The sequence below is a fragment of the Streptomyces sp. NBC_00210 genome (genome assembly GCF_045160975.1).
Taxonomy (GTDB): domain Bacteria; phylum Actinomycetota; class Actinomycetes; order Streptomycetales; family Streptomycetaceae; genus Streptomyces.
On record NZ_CP108120.1, the window covers coordinates 6296002 to 6312656 of the forward strand.

General features: G+C 70.1%; 13 protein-coding genes. 6 read left to right on the forward strand and 7 right to left on the reverse strand.

The window, feature by feature from the left end; translation table 11 throughout:
• Positions 1–47 precede the first annotated feature (47 nt).
• Positions 48–3035: a bifunctional [glutamine synthetase] adenylyltransferase/[glutamine synthetase]-adenylyl-L-tyrosine phosphorylase gene (locus OG729_RS28445; protein ID WP_405808694.1), complete on the forward strand. Its 2988-nt coding sequence runs from the start codon at positions 48–50 to the stop codon at positions 3033–3035.
• A 70-nt stretch (positions 3036–3105) separates the two neighbouring features.
• Here the strand turns inward: OG729_RS28445 and OG729_RS28450 are convergent, their stop codons facing one another.
• From OG729_RS28450 to OG729_RS28460, 3 genes are all read right to left on the reverse strand, one after another.
• A complete protein-coding gene (locus OG729_RS28450; protein WP_405808695.1) occupies positions 3106–4005 on the reverse strand; it encodes a phosphatase PAP2 family protein in 900 nt (299 codons plus the stop codon).
• 74 nt (positions 4006–4079) lie between these two features.
• Entirely contained in the window at positions 4080–5135 is a 1056-nt protein-coding gene (locus tag OG729_RS28455; protein WP_360877173.1) for a LacI family DNA-binding transcriptional regulator, read from the reverse strand.
• A gap of 25 nt (positions 5136–5160) precedes the next feature.
• Entirely contained in the window at positions 5161–6816 is a 1656-nt protein-coding gene (locus OG729_RS28460) for an alpha-amylase family glycosyl hydrolase (RefSeq protein WP_405808697.1), read from the reverse strand.
• A gap of 365 nt (positions 6817–7181) precedes the next feature.
• Here OG729_RS28460 and OG729_RS28465 point away from each other — a divergent pair, with 365 nt between their 5' ends.
• From OG729_RS28465 to OG729_RS28485, 5 genes are all read left to right on the forward strand, one after another.
• A complete protein-coding gene (locus OG729_RS28465; RefSeq protein WP_405808699.1) occupies positions 7182–8453 on the forward strand; it encodes an extracellular solute-binding protein in 1272 nt (423 codons plus the stop codon).
• Positions 8454–8600: 147 nt separating this feature from the next.
• Entirely contained in the window at positions 8601–9599 is a 999-nt protein-coding gene (locus OG729_RS28470; protein WP_405808701.1) for a carbohydrate ABC transporter permease, read from the forward strand.
• A 62-nt stretch (positions 9600–9661) separates the two neighbouring features.
• Positions 9662–10588, forward strand: a complete 927-nt coding sequence (locus tag OG729_RS28475; protein WP_360877185.1) for a carbohydrate ABC transporter permease — start codon at positions 9662–9664, stop codon at positions 10586–10588.
• Positions 10589–10688: 100 nt separating this feature from the next.
• Positions 10689–12356, forward strand: a complete 1668-nt coding sequence (locus tag OG729_RS28480; RefSeq protein ID WP_405808703.1) for a glycoside hydrolase family 13 protein — start codon at positions 10689–10691, stop codon at positions 12354–12356.
• Positions 12341–13411, forward strand: a complete 1071-nt coding sequence (locus OG729_RS28485; protein WP_360877191.1) for a LacI family DNA-binding transcriptional regulator — start codon at positions 12341–12343, stop codon at positions 13409–13411. The genes OG729_RS28480 and OG729_RS28485 overlap by 16 nt, the downstream gene beginning before the upstream one ends.
• Positions 13412–13560: 149 nt before the next feature.
• Here OG729_RS28485 and OG729_RS28490 read toward each other — a convergent pair whose 3' ends face one another.
• From OG729_RS28490 to OG729_RS28505, 4 genes are all read right to left on the reverse strand, one after another.
• Positions 13561–14112, reverse strand: a complete 552-nt coding sequence (locus OG729_RS28490; protein ID WP_405808705.1) for an NUDIX hydrolase — start codon at positions 14110–14112, stop codon at positions 13561–13563.
• Positions 14109–15230 (reverse strand): adenosylhomocysteinase, encoded by a 1122-nt coding sequence (locus tag OG729_RS28495; protein ID WP_405808707.1) that lies wholly within the window; start codon positions 15228–15230, stop codon positions 14109–14111. Before OG729_RS28495 ends, OG729_RS28490 begins: the two co-directional genes overlap by 4 nt.
• A gap of 525 nt (positions 15231–15755) precedes the next feature.
• The gene (locus tag OG729_RS28500; RefSeq protein ID WP_405808708.1) at positions 15756–16154 is read right to left on the reverse strand and encodes an ATP-binding protein; all 399 of its coding nucleotides are present in this window, start codon (positions 16152–16154) and stop codon (positions 15756–15758) included.
• 8 nt (positions 16155–16162) lie between these two features.
• The gene (locus OG729_RS28505) at positions 16163–16606 is read right to left on the reverse strand and encodes a hypothetical protein (RefSeq protein ID WP_405808710.1); all 444 of its coding nucleotides are present in this window, start codon (positions 16604–16606) and stop codon (positions 16163–16165) included.
• Between the last annotated feature and the right edge of the window lie 49 nt (positions 16607–16655).

A 16655-nucleotide genomic window follows, 5' to 3' on the forward strand; every position in this document is an offset into this window, starting at 1 on the left:
GCCTAAGCTCGAGTCCGGACCTTGATCGCAGGACGGGAGACGGCGGGATGACGGTGCCGGGGCGCAGGAGCAGTACGTTCACCCGCCTGCTGCGGCACGGCTTCACCGATCCCGCTGTCGCCGAACGGCTCCTCGGCCTCCCCGAGATGGCATCGGTACGGTCCGACCCGGTCCTGCTCGACGCGCTCGGCGCCGTCGCCGATCCCGACCTCGCGCTGCGCGGTCTCGTACGGCTGGTGGAGGCCCAGGAGCCGACGGCCCGGCGCCGCCTCCTCGACACCCTCGTCACCGCCAAACCGCTGCGCGACCGGCTGCTCGGAGTGCTCGGCGCGTCCGAGGCGCTCGGCGATCACCTGGCCCGCCACCCGGGCGACTGGCAGGCCCTCGTCACCTATGAGGCGACCGATCTGCATCCCGGCGTCGCGGAGTTCGAGCGCGGACTCGCCGACGCCACCGACCCGGTGTCGCTGCGGATCGCCTACCGCCGGTGCCTGCTGTCCATAGCGGCGCGCGATGTGTGCGGTACGACCGATGTCGCCGAGGCCGCCGCCGAACTGGCCGACCTCGCCACGGCCACGCTGCGCGCCGCCCTCGCCATCGCCCGCGCCGCGGCCCCCGGCGACGACGTGCTGTGCCGGCTCGCCGTCATCGCCATGGGCAAGTGCGGCGGCCACGAGCTCAACTACGTCTCCGACGTGGACGTCATCTTCGTCGGCGAGCCGGCCGAGGGCGCCGACGAGAGCAAGGCCATGCAGGCCGCGACCCGGCTGGCGTCCCATCTGATGCGGATCTGCTCCGAGCCGACGGTCGAGGGCACGATCTGGCCGGTCGACGCCAATCTGCGGCCCGAGGGACGCAACGGCCCGCTGGTGCGCACGCTCTCCAGCCACCTCGCCTACTACCAGCGCTGGGCCAAGACGTGGGAGTTCCAGGCCCTGCTCAAGGCCCGGCCGGTCGCCGGCGACCCCGCGCTCGGCGAGGACTACATCGAGGCCGTCGAGCCGCTGGTCTGGCAGGCCGCCGAACGCGAGAACTTCGTCGCCGACGTACAGAAGATGCGCCGCCGCGTCGTCGACAACATCCCGGCGGCCCAGATCGAGCGCGAGCTCAAGCTCGGCCCGGGCGGGCTGCGGGACGTCGAGTTCGCCGTACAGCTGCTGCAGCTCGTGCACGGGCGCAGCGACGCGACGCTGCGCAGCGGCAGCACGCTGGAGGCCCTGCGGGCGCTGGCGGCCGGTGGCTATGTGGGGCGTGCGGACGCGGCGCAGCTGGACTCCGCGTACCGCTTCCTGCGCGCCATGGAGCACCGCATCCAGCTGTACCGGCTGCGGCGTACGCATCTGGTGCCGGAGGACGAGGCCGATCTGCGCCGCCTGGGGCGCTCGCTCGGACTGCGTACGGACCCGGTCGCCGAGCTCAACAAGGAGTGGAAGCGGCACGCGGCGGTGGTGCGGCGGCTGCACGAGAAGCTGTTCTACCGGCCGCTGCTCGACGCAGTCGCGCAGCTCGCCCCCGGCGAGACGCGGCTCAGCGCGGAGGCGGCGCGGCAGCGTCTGGAAGCGCTCGGTTACGCGGATCCCGCGGCGGCTCTGCGTCATCTGGAGGCGCTCTCGTCCGGGGTGTCGAGGAAGGCGGCGATCCAGCGGACCCTGCTGCCGGTTTTGCTTGGCTGGTTCGCGGACTCGGCCGATCCGGACGCCGGTCTGCTGGGCTTCCGCAGGGTGTCCGACGCGCTCGGCAAGACGCCCTGGTATCTGCGGCTGCTGCGGGACGAGGGCGCGGCCGCGGAGAATCTGGCCCGGGTGCTGTCCGCCGGGCGGCTCGCTCCCGACCTACTGCTGCGGGCGCCCGAAGCGGTCGCCCTGCTCGGCGATCCGGAGGGCCTGAAGCCGCGCAGCCGGGACCATCTGGAGCAGGAGATCCTGGCGGCGGTGGGGCGGGCGGACACCGCGGAGGTGGCGGTCGCGGTGGCTCGTGGGGTGCGCCGCCGCGAGCTGTTCCGTACCGCCGCGGCGGACCTGATCGGCTCGTACGGCACCGAGGACAATCCCGCCGAGGCGGACCCCGGTGCCCTGGTGGACCGGGTCGGGAACGCGGTCACCGACCTGAACGCGGCGACGATCGCCGGCGCTCTGCGGGCCGCGGTGCGCGAACAGTGGGGCGACGAGCTGCCGACACGGTTCGCGGTCATCGGCATGGGGCGCTTCGGGGGACACGAGCAGAGCTACGGCTCCGACGCGGATGTGCTCTTCGTCCACGAGCCGCGGGAGGGCGTGGACGATCAGGAGGCGACGCGGGCGGCGAACACGGTCGTCACGGAGATGCGTCGGCTGCTGCAGCTGCCGACGACCGACCCGCCGCTGCTGATCGACGCGGATCTGCGGCCGGAGGGCAAGAGCGGGCCGATGGTCCGCACGCTTGCCTCCTACGAGGCGTACTACCGCCGGTGGTCGCTGGTCTGGGAGAGCCAGGCTCTGCTGCGGGCGGAGTCGATGGCGGGGGACGAGGAGCTGGGGCGCCGCTTCATCGATCTGGTCGACCCGCTGCGCTACCCCGCGGAGGGGCTCGGGGAGGACGCGGTCCGGGAGATCCGCCGGCTGAAGGCCCGGATGGAGTCCGAACGCCTGCCGCGCGGGGCTGACCCCACGCTGCACACAAAGCTGGGCCGGGGCGGTCTGAGCGACGTCGAGTGGACGGTCCAGCTCTTCCAGATGCGCCACGGCTGGGCGGAGCCGGGCCTGCGGACGACCCGCACGCGGCTCGCCCTGGCCGCTGCGCATGCGGCGGGCCTGATCGCGACCGAGTACGCCCAGATCCTCGACGAGGCGTGGGTCCTGGCGACCCGGGTGCGGAACGGGGTGATGCTGGTCCGGGGCCGCCCGGGCGACACGTTCCCGTCGGACGGGAGGGAATTGGCGGCGGTGGGGCGGTACTTGGGCTATGAACCGGGGCATGTGGGGGACATGCTGGACGACTACCGGAGGGTGACGAGGCGGGCACGGGCAGTGGTGGAGGAGCTGTTCTACGGGGCGTGACGCGTTCCCCGGTGAGCAGGACGCGGACGAAGCCGTCCGGCGCTAGGGCCCGTCTTCCGGAAGGCAGGCCCTAGCGGCGCGAGAGGCTTACCGGGCGGCGGGCGAGCCGCGGGCGGCTCGCGTCCTCAGCCACCGCGGGAACCAGCTGCGGCAGCTGGTGCGGCAGCTGCCGGTACCAGGCGTAGGAGAGGGCGAAGCCGAAGGCCAGACAGAGCATGCCGCCTACCGCGTCCAGCCAGAAGTGGTTCGCCGTGGCCACGATGACCACGAGCGTGAGCGTCGGGTAGAGGAGGCCGAGAATCTTCGCCCACGGCGTGGCCGCCAGCCCGAAGATGATCAGTCCGCACCACAGTGACCAGCCGATATGCATCGACGGCATCGCCGCGTACTGGTTCGACATGTTCTTCAGGTTGCCCGAGGCCATCGAGCCCCACGTGTGATGGATCAGCACCGTGTCGATGAAGGCGTGGCCGTTCATCAACCGAGGCGGCGCGAGCGGATACAGGTAGTAGCCGACCAGTGCCACACCCGTAGTGGCAAAAAGGACAAGACGGGCAGATGCATAGCGGCCCGGATGCCGGCGGTACAGCCACACCAGCACACCGATCGTCACGACGAAGTGCAGTGTGGCGTAGTAGTAGTTCATCGACACGATCAGCCAAGTCACGGAGTTCATCGCGTGATTGACCGACTGCTCGACCGCCAGGCCCAGCGAGTGCTCGACGTCCCAGATCCAGTCCGCGTTACGCAGCGCCTGTGCCTTCTGCTCCGGCACCGCATTGCGGATCAGTGAATACGTCCAGTAACTCACCGCGATCAGAAGGATTTCGAACCAGATGCGCGGGCGACGGGGCGACCGCAGCTTCTGCAGCCGGGTGCGCGCAGGCGGCACGTCGGCGGCGGCTTCGTCCACCATGGGTGACGGGGTAGCCGTCCGGCCTTCCAGTGTCTTCACGGTCGCTTCGCCCATAGGGAGAGAGTCTGTCAGATTCGCGTCCCACACCGATCATCCCTCGGTCTGGTCCTGTTTGCATTGTCTACGCCCTAGGGACGACTGTCTGCACCGGGTCCCGGTGAGGGGCGCTGTACGGGCCCCGAAGCGGTCGATCCCCGTACCACCAGCTCCGGCATGAAGACGAATTCGCTGTGCGGTGCGGGGGTCCCGCCGATCTCCTCCAGGAGGGTGCGCACAGCGGCCTGCCCCATGGCCTGGACCGGCTGCCGGATGGTGGTCAGCGGCGGGTCCGTGAACGCTATGAGCGGAGAGTCGTCGAAGCCCACCACAGAGACATCGCCCGGTACCTTCAGGCCCTGCCCACGCGCGGCGCGGATCGCGCCGAGCGCCATCATGTCGCTCGCGCACACCACCGCGGTGCACCCGAGCCCGATCAGGGCGGCCGCCGCGGCCTGGCCGCCTTCGAGGCTGTAGAGGGAGTGCTGGATCAGTTCCTCGGACTCCTCGGGCGCGAGACCGAGCCGGGCCTCCATGGCCTGCTGGAAGCCCTCGATCTTCCGCAGTACGGGCACGAAACGCTTCGGGCCGACCGCCAGGCCGATCCGGGTGTGGCCGAGTGAGGCGAGATGGGTCACGGCGAGATGCATCGCGGCCCGGTCGTCGGGCGAGACGAAGGGGGCCTTCACCTTGGGCGAGAAGCCGCCCAGGAGGACATAGGGGACACCCTGTCCGCGCAGCTGGTCGTAGCGCTGCATGTCGGCGGTGGTGTCCGCGTGCAGGCCCGAGACGAAGATGATTCCGGAGACGCCGCGGTCCACCAGCATTTCGGTGAGCTCGTCCTCGGTGGAGCCGCCCGGGGTCTGGGTGGCCAGGACCGGGGTGTAGCCCTGCCGGGTCAGGGCCTGGCCGATGACCTGGGCGAGCGCCGGGAAGATCGGGTTGTCGAGCTCCGGAGTTATCAGGCCGACCAGGCCGGCGCTGCGCTGCTTCAGCCGCACGGGGCGCTCGTATCCGAGCACGTCGAGCGCTGCGAGTACGGATTCGCGGGTGGCCGCGGCCACACCGGGCTTGCCGTTGAGCACGCGGCTGACTGTGGCTTCGCTGACCCCCGCCTGGGCTGCGATGTCGGCAAGCCGTGCGGTCACGGGACTGGACCTTACCGGTCGCACGTCAGATTGCCCACCACGCACAGCAATCACCGGGAATACGGGCTGTGTCACCCACCGGCTCCATGGCCGCGGAGGAGATCAGCAGCCGACCCGGCAGGGGCAGTTCGATCTCCGATCCGGTGGTGTTGAGGGTGCAGACCAGGCCCGTGCGGGACAGCGCGAGCAGCCCTTCGGGCCCCGGCAGCCACCGCATCGCGCCGCCCGGCAGCGCACGGCGCAGCGCCAGCGCCGAGCGGTAGAGCTCGAGCGTCGAATCCGGGTCGCCGGTCTGGGCCGCCACGGACAGTCCCCGCCAGCTGCGGGGCTGGGGCAGCCAGCTGGTTCCGGGTCCGAAGCCGTACGGCGGCTCCTGGCCCGACCACGGGATCGGCACCCGGCAGCCGTCGCGGAAGCCGTCCTGCCCCGCCGCCCGGAAGAAGGCGGGGTCCTGGCGCACCTCGTCCGGCAGGTCGGTGACCTCGGGCAGCCCGAGCTCCTCGCCCTGGTAGATGTACGTCGAACCGGGCAGCGCCAGCGTGAGCAGCGCGGCCGCGCGGGCCCGGCGCAGCCCCTGCCGGCCGCCGCCGTAGCGGGTGGTGTGGCGGACCACGTCGTGGTTGGAGAGCACCCAGGTGGTCGGCGCCCCCACCGAGGCGGTGGCGGCCAGTGACTCGTCGATCACGCTGCGCATCGCCTGAGGGTCCCAAGGGCACCGCAGAAACTGGAAGTTGAAGGCCTGGTGCAGTTCGTCGGGGCGTACGTACAGCGCGAGCCGGTCCGGGCCGGGGGCCCAGGCCTCGGCGACGCCGATCCGGTCGCCGGGGTAGGAGTCGAGGAGCCTGCGCCAGGAGCGGTGGATCTCGTGCACCCCGTCCTGGTCGAAGAAGGGCAGTGTCTGGGCGCCGATCAGCTTGGCCTGTTCCTTGTGGCCGATGTCCGGCAGGCCGGCCGCCTTGACCATGCCGTGCGCGACATCGATACGGAAGCCGTCGACGCCGAGGTCCAGCCAGAAACGCAGCACCGAGTCGAACTCCTCGTGCACCTCCTCGTTCTCCCAGTTGAGGTCGGGCTGCTCGGGCGCGAAGAGATGGAGGTACCACTCACCGTCCCCAGTCCGGGTCCAGGCGGGGCCGCCGAAGACCGACTCCCAGTCGTTGGGCGGCAGCTCACCGGCCGGGCCCTTGCCGGGCCGGAAGTGGTAGCGCGCACGGTCCGCACCCCCGGCGCGGTCTGCCCCCTTGGCATGGTCCGCGAGCGCGGCCCGGAACCACGGGTGCTGGTCCGACGTGTGGTTGGGGACGACGTCCACGATCACCCTCAGGCCCAACTCGTGCGCGGTGCGTACGAGATCGTCCGCGTCGGCGAGATCCCCGAAGAGCGGGTCGACGGCCCGGTAGTCGGCGACGTCGTAGCCGCCGTCGGCCTGCGGGGAGGCGTAGAAGGGCGTGAGCCAGACGGCGTCGATGCCCAGCTGTGCGAGATACGGCAGGCGCTGGGTGGCCCCGCGCAGATCGCCGATGCCGTCACCGTCGCTGTCGGCGAAGGAGCGCACGTACACCTGGTAGATGACGGCATCGCGCCACCAGCCCGGGCCCTCGTTGGAAGAGCTTGCAGGGTGCGGCCCTTCGGCGGCCGTGGGGGCCGGAAGGCCGATGGCGGCAGCGAGCTCGTGGGTCATAAAGGGGTCCCTCTCGTTACTGTCCGGGGCGGGGGGACGTACATCTAACGAGGTCAACGTGGGTGTGGGCCCGTAGTGACGGTGTGCTGAGGACCAAAATACAGTCTCTGCAAGGGCTTGCGAAGGTCTTTGCAGACCTCCGTAGGGTGCCCCGAGTAGCGCAACTGGGCCGCCGTCAAGCGATGCAATGGCAACCCTCAGGACACGTGGATGTAACGATCCCTCGCTCTTGCAGAAAATTGCCGCAAGGTCTTTCGGCTCTCTTTCATCCTTGTTACGTTCCTGCCGAACCCGGCGCCGCGAGGGAGCGGTCGGCAGGGGGCCTGGTCGCCTCCGCCATCTCGGGCATCTCTGAAGGAGTTCACATGCGGCGTGGCATAGCGGCCACCGCGCTGGTAGCGGCACTGGCACTGGCAGCGACGGCGTGCGGTGGGGGCGACGATGGCGACAAGGCCGCCGGCCCGGTCACCCTGACCTGGTGGGACACGTCCAACGCGACGAACGAGGCGCCGACGTACAAGGCGATGATCGCCGAGTTCGAGAAGGCGAACAAGGACATCAAGGTCAAGTACGTCAACGTCCCGTTCGACCAGGCGCAGAACAAGTTCCAGACCGCGGCCGGCAGCAAGGGCGCTCCCGACATCATCCGCGCCGAGGTCGGCTGGACCGCCTCGTGGGCGAAGTCGCAGTTCCTGGCCCCCCTGGACGGCACGGACGCGCTCAAGGACACCGGGGACATCACTCCCTCGCTGCTCAAGCAGGCCCAGTACCAGGGCAAGACCTACGGTGCCCCGTTCGTCACCGACTCCCTCGGCCTGATGTGGAACAAGGAGATCCTGAAGAAGGCCGGCTTCGACAAGGCGCCGACCACCTGGGACGAGGTCAAGAAGGTCTCCAAGGCGATCAAGGACAAGGCCGGAGTCAACGGCTTCCAGCTCCGCGCCGACGCCTACTTCGAGCTTCCGTACCTCTTCGGCGAGGGCACCGACATGGTCGACGCCGCCGGGAAGAAGATCACGGTCAACTCGCCCGAGGCGGTCAAGGCCGTCGAGGCGAGCAAGGCTCTGCTCGCCTCGCCGGGTGTCGCCAAGCTCGATGTGACCGCCGACTCCTACGCCCACATGATGGACGCGTTCAACACCGGCAAGGTCGCGATGATCGTCCAGGGCCCGTGGGAGCTGACGAACATCTACAAGGGCGCCGCCTTCAAGGACAAGGCCAACCTCGGCATCTCCGGTGTCCCGGCCGGCTCCACCGGCAAGGCCGGCGCCCCGACCGGCGGCCACAACCTCTCCGTCTACGCCGGCTCCGACAAGGCGCACCAGGTCGCGGCCCAGAAGTTCGTCGGCTTCATGACCTCGGGTGAGACCCAGGCCAAGATCGCGCTGAAGAACGGCACCCTGCCGACCCGCGCCTCCGCCTACACCGCGGCGGTCAAGGCCACCCCGGGCATCGCCGAGTTCCAGAGCATCCTCTCCGGCTCCGCCCGGCCCCGTCCGGAACTGCCCGAGTACAGCTCGCTCTTCGCCGACCTCGGCACCAACCTCGCCGCGATCCTTCAGGGCAAGGTGAGCACCCAGAAGGGCCTCGACACCACCGCCGAGTCCTACAAGAAGCTGCTCAAGGACTTCTCCTAAGGCACCCACCGGCCGTCCGGACCGCTCCCGCACAGGGACGGGACGGACGGCCGCCCGTGGTGGTACGGCCACGTCCCCGTCCGGGGCGGTCCGTACCACCACGCCCCGCGTACACCCGCTCAAGAATCTGTCGTAAAGGTGTCGAAGATGACCGTCGCCGTCGAGGGCGGAAGCCGAAAGACCCAGCGTGGCAATGCACCGCGCCCCGGGCCGATGAGCCGTATCAGGCAGTCGTACAACCGGAATTGGTATGCCTGGGCGATGGTGGCCCCGGTCGTCGCGGTCATCGGCGTGCTGGTGCTCTACCCCCTGGGCCGCGGCATCTACCTGTCGCTGACCGATGCCGACAGCAGCAACGTCGGCCGGACGATCGGCGTCAACAAGATCCCCGACAGCTTCTCGTGGGTGGGCTTCGACAACTACACGGAGATCCTCTCCGGCGGTGACCACCAGTTCTGGCCCCACTTCACCTGGACCATCGTCTGGACGATGGTCTGTGTGACCCTGCACTACGGGATCGGCCTGGGGCTCGCCCTGCTGCTGAACCGCAAGATGCGCGGCCGCACCTTCTACCGGATGGTCCTGATCCTGCCGTGGGCGGTGCCGACCTTCGTCACGGTCTTCGCCTGGCGGCTGATCCTCGCCGACGACGGCGGCGTCCTCAACATGGCTCTGGAATGGGCCCGCTTGCCCACCCCGGCCTGGCTCAGCGATCCCTTCTGGCAGAAGACCGCCGCCATCATGGTCAACACCTGGGTCGGCGTCCCCTTCATGATGGTCTCTCTCCTCGGCGGACTGCAGTCGATCCCGCCCGAGCTCTACGAGGCCGCCGAGGTGGACGGCGCCACGCCCTGGCAGCGCTTCCGGTATGTGACGCTGCCCGGCCTGCGCTCGGTCAGCAGCACGGTCGTTCTGCTCGGCGTCATCTGGACCTTCAACCAGTTCGTCGTCATCTTCCTGCTGTTCGGCAACAACTCGGGCACCGAAGCCCAGATCCTCGTCACCTGGGCGTACCGCCTCGGCTTCGGACAGGACCCGCGCGACTACGCCGGCTCCGCCGCGTACGGCGTCATCATCCTGTCGATGCTCATCGTCTTCGCCTCCTTCTACCGGCGCTGGCTGGCCCGCAACGAGAAGGCCGCCTGACGGCCGCCCCGGGCCGTCGAGCAACAGCACCAGCCATGACGAAAGAGAGGGCAGCCAACCCCATGAGCACCACAGCAGATCTCCCGGTCGCGGGAGCGGCCGAGGCGCCTGGCGCCGTCCCGCCCCGCAAGCGCTCTGCGAGCAAGCGGCAGCTGAAGCGCGGAGAGCGTCCCCGTTCCGCATCCCTGCTGATCCACTCCGTGCTGATCATCGCGAGTTTCATAGCGGCCTTCCCGATCGGCTGGATCGCCTGGATCTCGCTCGGCCCGGACAAGACCGACTTCCTTCACCCCGGCAAGATCGCCGACAAGATCAGCTTCGAGAACTACACGACGGTCCTGAACGACACGTCGTTCCTCCAGTGGTTCGTCAACTCGCTGATCGTCGCGCTCGGTACCTGCCTGCTCGGCGTCTTCATCGCCGCCAGCTCCGGCTACGCGGTCTCCCGGATGCGCTTCCCCGGCCACCGTCAGCTGATGTGGACCTTCCTGGTCACCCAGATGTTCCCGGTCGCCATCCTCATGGTGCCGCTGTACAACATCCTGGCCAACCTGGGTCTGCTGGACACCTACTGGGCCCTGATCCTGGTCTACTGCACCACGGCGATCCCGTACTGCGCCTGGCTGCTCAAGGGGTACTTCGACACCATCCCCGCGGAGATCGACGAAGCCGGCCGGATCGACGGACTCACCCCGTTCGGCACCTTCTACCGGCTGATCCTGCCGCTCGCCCGGCCGGGCCTGGCGGTGGCCGCGTTCTACACCTTCCTCACCGCCTGGGCCGAGGTCGCCTATGCGTCGGTGTTCATGCTCAGCGACGACAAGTACACCCTCGCCATCGGCCTGACCACCTTCATCAGCGAGCACGACACCCAGTGGGACCTGATGGCCGCGACCTCCGTGCTGATCGCCATCCCCGCGTCGCTGTTCTTCTACCTGGTCCAGCGCCACCTGGTCACCGGCCTCACCGCCGGCGCCGCCAAATCCTGACCCCCACGAACCGGGGCACCCGGCCGCCTGACCGGCCGGGTGCGCCCCGCTGCCTGATGTTTCGCCCGAATCGCTGCACCGAGCCTCAGAGGGATCGAGAATGACCCAGTACCTGGCTGACGCCCATCACACCGACCTGACCGCGGCGCGCGCGGACTGGTGGAGAGACGCCGTCATCTACCAGGTGTACCCCCGCAGCTTCGCCGACGGGAACGGCGACGGCATGGGCGACCTTCCGGGCATCCGCAGCCGACTGCCGTACCTCAGGGAACTCGGCGTCGACGCCGTATGGCTGAGCCCCTTCTACGCCTCGCCGCAGGCCGACGCCGGCTACGACGTCGCCGACTACCGGGCCATCGACCCGATGTTCGGCACGCTCCTCGACGCCGACGCGCTGATCCGGGACGCGCACGACCTCGGGCTGCGCATCATCGTCGACCTGGTGCCCAACCACTCCTCCGACGCCCACGAATGGTTCAAGCGCGCGCTGAAGGAGGGCCCGGGATCCCCGCTGCGCGACCGCTACCACTTCCGTCCCGGCAAGGGCGCCGACGGTGAACTGCCGCCCAACGACTGGGAGTCCATCTTCGGCGGCCCCGCCTGGACTCGTACGCGGAACCCGGACGGCACCCCGGGCGACTGGTACCTGCATCTCTTCGCCCCCGAGCAGCCCGACTTCAACTGGGAGAACCCGGCCGTCGCCGACGAGTTCCGCTCGATCCTGCGCTTCTGGCTCGACATGGGCGTCGACGGCTTCCGGATCGACGTGGCCCACGGCCTGGTCAAGGCGGCGGGTCTGCCCGACATCGGCGGGAGCGACCAGCTGAAGCTGCTCGGTAACGATGTCATGCCGTTCTTCGACCAGGACGGTGTCCACGAGATCTACCGCGCCTGGCGCACGATCCTCGACGAGTACCCGGGCGACCGCATCGCGGTGGCCGAGGCGTGGACCCCCACCGTCGAGCGCACCGCCAACTATGTACGCCCCGACGAGCTGCACCAGGCCTTCAACTTCCAGTATCTGGGCACCCAGTGGGACGCGGCCGAGCTGCGCCGGGTCATCGATGCGTCGCTGGACGCCATGCGGCCCGTCGGCGCCCCGGCCACCTGGGTGCTCTCCAACCACGACGTGACCCGGCACGCCACCCGCTTCGCGGGCCCGGCGGCCGGCACCCAGATCCGCGAGGCCGGCGACCGTGAACTGGGTCTGCGGCGGGCCCGCGCCGCGACCCTGCTGATGCTGGCGCTGCCCGGCTCCGCCTACCTCTACCAGGGCGAGGAGCTCGGACTTCCCGACGTCACCGACCTGCCCGACGAGGTCCGCCAGGACCCGGCGTTCGGCCGCACAGAGGGCCAGGACGGCTTCCGCGACGGCTGCCGGGTGCCGATTCCGTGGACCGCCGAGGGAACTTCGTACGGCTTCGGCGCGGGCGGCAGCTGGCTGCCCCAGCCGGAGGGCTGGGCCGGGCTCAGTGTCGAGGCGCAGACCGGCGACGCGGACTCGACGCTGGAGCTGTACCGCAGCGCCCTCGCGGCACGCCGTGAGCACCCGGCGCTGGGCGCGGGCGACGCGGTCGAGTGGCTGGACGCCCCCGAGGGCGTGCTCGTCCTCCGTCGCCCGGGCGGCTTCGTCTGCACCGTCAACACGACGGGCGCGGCGGTACGGATATCGGCCCCCGGCCATGTCCTGCTGGCCAGCAGCGCCGTGCAGTCGGAGAACGGCGAGACCGAACTGCCCGCGGACTGCGCTGTGTGGTGGACGGTGTGACGATCTCCCCGTCACGGGTCGGCGCCGTCCAGTCCGGCGCCGCCCCGCGGCTCGCGGACATCGCGGCCCAGGCATCGGTCAGCGAGGCGACCGCCAGCCGGGTCATGAACGGCAAACCGGGGGTGGCGAGCGGCACCCGTCAGCGGGTGCTCGCGGCGCTCGACGTGCTCGGATACGAGAGGCCCGTACGGCTGCGGCAGCGCAGCGCGGGCCTCATCGGCCTGCTGACTCCCGAGCTCACCAACCCGATCTTTCCCGCCTTCGCGCAGGCAGTCGAGCAGGTCCTGGCCGGGCACGGCTACACCCCGGTGCTCTGCACCCAGCTGCCGGGCGGCGCGACCGAGGACGAGCTGGTCGAGCAGCTCCAGGAGAGCGGTGTCAACGGCATCGTGTTCCTGTCCGGGCAGCACTCCGACACCTCGGCCGACCACACCCGGTACGCCGAACTCGTGGACCGGGGTGTTCCGTTCGTCCTCATGAACGGCTACAGCGAGCACATCAGCGCGCCGTGCGTCTCGTGCGACGACCGTGCGGCGATGCGGACGGCCGTACACCATCTGGCCGAGCTGGGGCACGAGCGGATCGGCCTCGCGATCGGCCCCCTCCGCTATGTGCCGGCCCACCGCAAGGCCGAGGGCTTCACCGACGGTCTCCGCTCCATCCTGGGCTACACCGCCGCGGCGGCCGAACAGTTGGTCCAGCGCTCGCTGTTCAGCGTCGAGGGTGGCCATGCGGCGGCCGGTGCGCTGCTGGACAAGGGGTGCACCGCCGTCGTCTGCGGCAGCGACATGATGGCTCTCGGCGTGATCCGCGCGGCCCGGGAGCGTGGCCTCGATGTGCCGTACGACCTCTCGGTGGTCGGGTTCGACGACTCGCAGCTGGTGGCGTTCACGGATCCGCCGCTGACGACGCTGCGCCAGCCGGTGAAGGCGATGGCGGCCGCGGCGGTCGGTGCGCTGCTGGAGGAGCTGCAGGGAAGTCCCGTACAGAGCACGGAGTATGTGTTCCAGCCCGAACTCGTGGTCCGGGGCACCACCGCGCAGGCGCGCCGGTAGAAAACGCTCTTCTACGCGGCCTTGAGGCGTGCAACTTCCCGTGCTCGCTGAGAGGCATGCAGGGACCTGAGGCACGTTCGGGAGAGGAGCAGGGAAAGCCGCCCCTGCGCTGCCCCCCAAGGCGCGCGCAGGGGCGGCCGGATCGGGTGTCAGCGCAGGGCTTGGGCGATGCGCTGCCGGAGGGTCTGGTCGCCGATGGTGTCGGCGTCGCGCCATGCGGCGCCGGTCACCTCTTCGGCCTGGAGCTGACCGATGTCGGCCGTGGTGCGGAAGAGGAAGCGGAAGTCGATGTGCTGGTGGTCCGGTTCACCCTTGGTGTCGTTGGCGGCGATGGGGTGGACGTCGATGTGAACGGGCCGGTGCGTCACCGTGGTGACGGCGTCAGCGGGAATACCCGTCTCCTCGGTGAGCTCCCGCAGGGCCGCCTCCAGCAGCGCATCGTCCACGCTCTCCAAGTGGCCGCCGGGCAGGAGCCACTTGTCCAGGGCCAGGTGGTGGACGTGAAGGATGCGCCCGTCCGCTCCGGAGAGGATCGCGCCGGCGGTCGCGTGGCCGCGGAACTCGCTGCGGGCGCTGAGGTCGGCGCCGGAGTCCAGGAGGTCCAGGACCGGTGCGAGGCCGGGCTTCTCCTCGGGGTGTTCGTCGAGGTAGGCGGTCAGGGTGGTGCGGAGGTGGGCTTCAGTGATGGGCAAGTCGATCACCTGTTGAAGTAGGAGAGCCAGGTCGCCGCGACAGCGGCTCGGTCAGCCGCGCTGACCTCGTGCATACCGGGGTCGAGGTCACCGCGGGTGAGCATCCTGATCCCGGCGAGGATTTCCGCCTGGACCAGGAAGATGAACGGTCCAACGCTGGCGCCGTGCAGGAAGTTGACGGCGTTCCCGCCGTTCGCCAGATAGAAGTAATGACCCGTGGTCTGGTAGCGCGTGACGTGGTCGCCGACCATCGTGCGGGTGTAGACGTTCGGCAGCCCGGCAAGGTCGAGTTCGTCCTCGCTGCTGGTGACGGTGGCGACGTAGGCGCCGTTGCGAAGGTGCGGGAAGTCCTCGCCGTGCAGGGAGACCGCGCCGGTCGCGCAGAGCACCAGCCCGGCCCCGGTCAGCGCGCTCTCACGGTCGCGGGCGACGGCGAAACCCTGGGAGAGGGCCTGGGTGCGGCGGACAGGGTCGATGTCGAAGACGGTGACCTGGACCCCCTTCGCGTGCAGCAGCCGGGCGATGCTGGAGCCGAGCTTGCCGAAGCCGATGACCAGGGCGGGCCGTCCGTGCAGGATGTCGCCGCGTCCGCGCATGACGGCCTCGGTGGAGAAGACCACGGACTGGCCGACGAGGAAGTCCTCGGGGTCCTTCAGCGGCGAGCGGGCGACCGAGATGACCGGGCAGGGCAGCTTGTCGAGGTCCTCGTAACGGCGGTGGCCGTTCTCGGTGTCCTCGATCACCCCGGCGATCCGGCCGGAGAAGCGTCCGTGGAGGTCGGTGAGAGTCGGGGCGAAGTTGCCGCCGACGTCCAGCAGTGCGACCGGCTCGCCGGCGGCCCGGGACTCGAAGTAGTCCAGCGCGGTGTCGGTCTCGGCGAACAGTTCGCGGGTCAGTGCGTCGACCGGGAAGCTCTGCTCAACCTCGCGCTGGGCGGACGGGCTGATGGACTTCGGCTTGGGCAGCACCGCCCGCAGCCTGGAGAGGGAGGCGACCGCGCGGACGAAGCCGGGCCGCTCGGGAAGCAGGTGGGTGACCAGGAACGACGCTGCCTGCTCGGTGGGGGCGAACTCGGCGGCGATCTTGGCGAAGTAGGCGTCCAGCCGGGCGCGTTCGAAGGATTCCATGGCAGTTCCCTCTCGTTGAGAGTGCGGGCCGTGCATGGGGAGGCTGGTGGTTCAGGTGGTGTGGGCGAGGCCGAACAGGGAGTCGGTCGGTGGCGAGGGTGGCGTCCAGGTAGGCGTCGACGCGGGAGGCGTCGGCGGAATGCGGCAGCGGGTCCAGGCCGAGCAGAAGGACGGCCCGGCCGCTGCCGGTGAGGAGATCGGTCCAGCTCGGGTGGGTCGGCAGCCGCAGGCCGTAGCGGGCGCCGTGGAACCTCAGCAGCACCCGGCCGCCGATGACTTGCAGACGCCCGTGAAGGTCCGGGATGCTCTCGCGGGCTGCGGCCAGACCGCCGAGCGATTCGGCGATGTGGCGCATCCGGGCCTCGATCATCTCAGCGGTGTCGTGGCTGGTGCGGCCGGGCGGATGAGCGAGCAGGATGTGCGCGATGCTCTGCCCGGCCGGATCGGTGCCCGGCCAGGTCCAGGCTCCCAGCGAGACCAGCAGACCGGGACCGGAAGCGGCGGCTGCTGGCGCCGCAGGGCGTGTCAGCAAGGCGTCTCCCTGGCCTTGAAGTGCGACCAGACGACCTTGCCGAACGGCAGGCGGTCCTCGACCCCCCAGCCGTCGGAGAACTCCTCGACGATCCGCAGGCCCCGGCCCGACGGGTCGGTGCCGGAAGGATGCCGGACTGCGGGGCGGTGGCTGCGGCTGTCGTGTACTTCCAGGCGTACGAAGTCGTCGTCGGCTTCGAGCTTGACCAGAAAGCCGTGACCGGGAGCGGATCCGTGGACGACGGCGTTGGAGGCCAGCTCCGAGACGCAGAGGCGGATGTCCTCGGCGCGGGCGGACAACCCCCAGGAGTCCAGGGTGGTCAGGGCGAAGTCGCGGGCCTGGCCCACCGATTCGGGCTTCGCGGTGAAGTACTGCTGCGTGGGGTCGGGCATGGTGAGCCTCATGTCTCAGCGTCCAGGGCCGGGGCGTGTCCTGGGATCTGGCGGCGGGCGGGCCCGCCGGGAGGGACGGAGTGGCCGTGGCCGGCCGGGCGGGACCGGCGGGTGCCGCGGACCAGCAGCAGGCGGGCTCCGGCCGTCTCGATGCGCCTCTTCCGCTCGGCCGCCATCGCCTTGGGGCCCAGGTGGGAGGCGGCGGGCAGCACGACGCCGTAGGTGTCGGGCAGCGCGAGCACGTCCAGCAGCCCGGTGAACGCCGCCGAGACGGGCCCGGCCGTGGCCGTGCGGTCGGTGAACACCCCCGACAGCGTCAGCTCGTGCTGCTGGCAGTACTCGGCAAGCGATGCGGTCAGGGCGATCTCCCGGGCGCCGGAGACGTTCACCAGCCGCAGGAAGCCATAGACGACCGGGCCGCTGACACGGCGATGCTCCGTGAGGGGTTCCATGCTTCCAACCGTCCAAAGGGAAGTAGACAGAGAGCGGGCGGGGGCCGTG

Coding starts and splice junctions, on each gene's coding strand:
- OG729_RS28495 (WP_405808707.1), bottom strand. CDS start 15,230: ATGGAATCCTTCGAACGCGCCCGGCTGGACGCCTACTTCGCCAAGATC.
- OG729_RS28445 (WP_405808694.1), top strand. CDS start 48: ATGACGGTGCCGGGGCGCAGGAGCAGTACGTTCACCCGCCTGCTGCGG.
- OG729_RS28470 (WP_405808701.1), top strand. CDS start 8,601: ATGACCGTCGCCGTCGAGGGCGGAAGCCGAAAGACCCAGCGTGGCAAT.
- OG729_RS28460 (WP_405808697.1), bottom strand. CDS start 6,816: ATGACCCACGAGCTCGCTGCCGCCATCGGCCTTCCGGCCCCCACGGCC.
- OG729_RS28465 (WP_405808699.1), top strand. CDS start 7,182: ATGCGGCGTGGCATAGCGGCCACCGCGCTGGTAGCGGCACTGGCACTG.
- OG729_RS28450 (WP_405808695.1), bottom strand. CDS start 4,005: ATGGGCGAAGCGACCGTGAAGACACTGGAAGGCCGGACGGCTACCCCG.
- OG729_RS28475 (WP_360877185.1), top strand. CDS start 9,662: ATGAGCACCACAGCAGATCTCCCGGTCGCGGGAGCGGCCGAGGCGCCT.
- OG729_RS28505 (WP_405808710.1), bottom strand. CDS start 16,606: ATGGAACCCCTCACGGAGCATCGCCGTGTCAGCGGCCCGGTCGTCTAT.
- OG729_RS28480 (WP_405808703.1), top strand. CDS start 10,689: ATGACCCAGTACCTGGCTGACGCCCATCACACCGACCTGACCGCGGCG.
- OG729_RS28500 (WP_405808708.1), bottom strand. CDS start 16,154: ATGCCCGACCCCACGCAGCAGTACTTCACCGCGAAGCCCGAATCGGTG.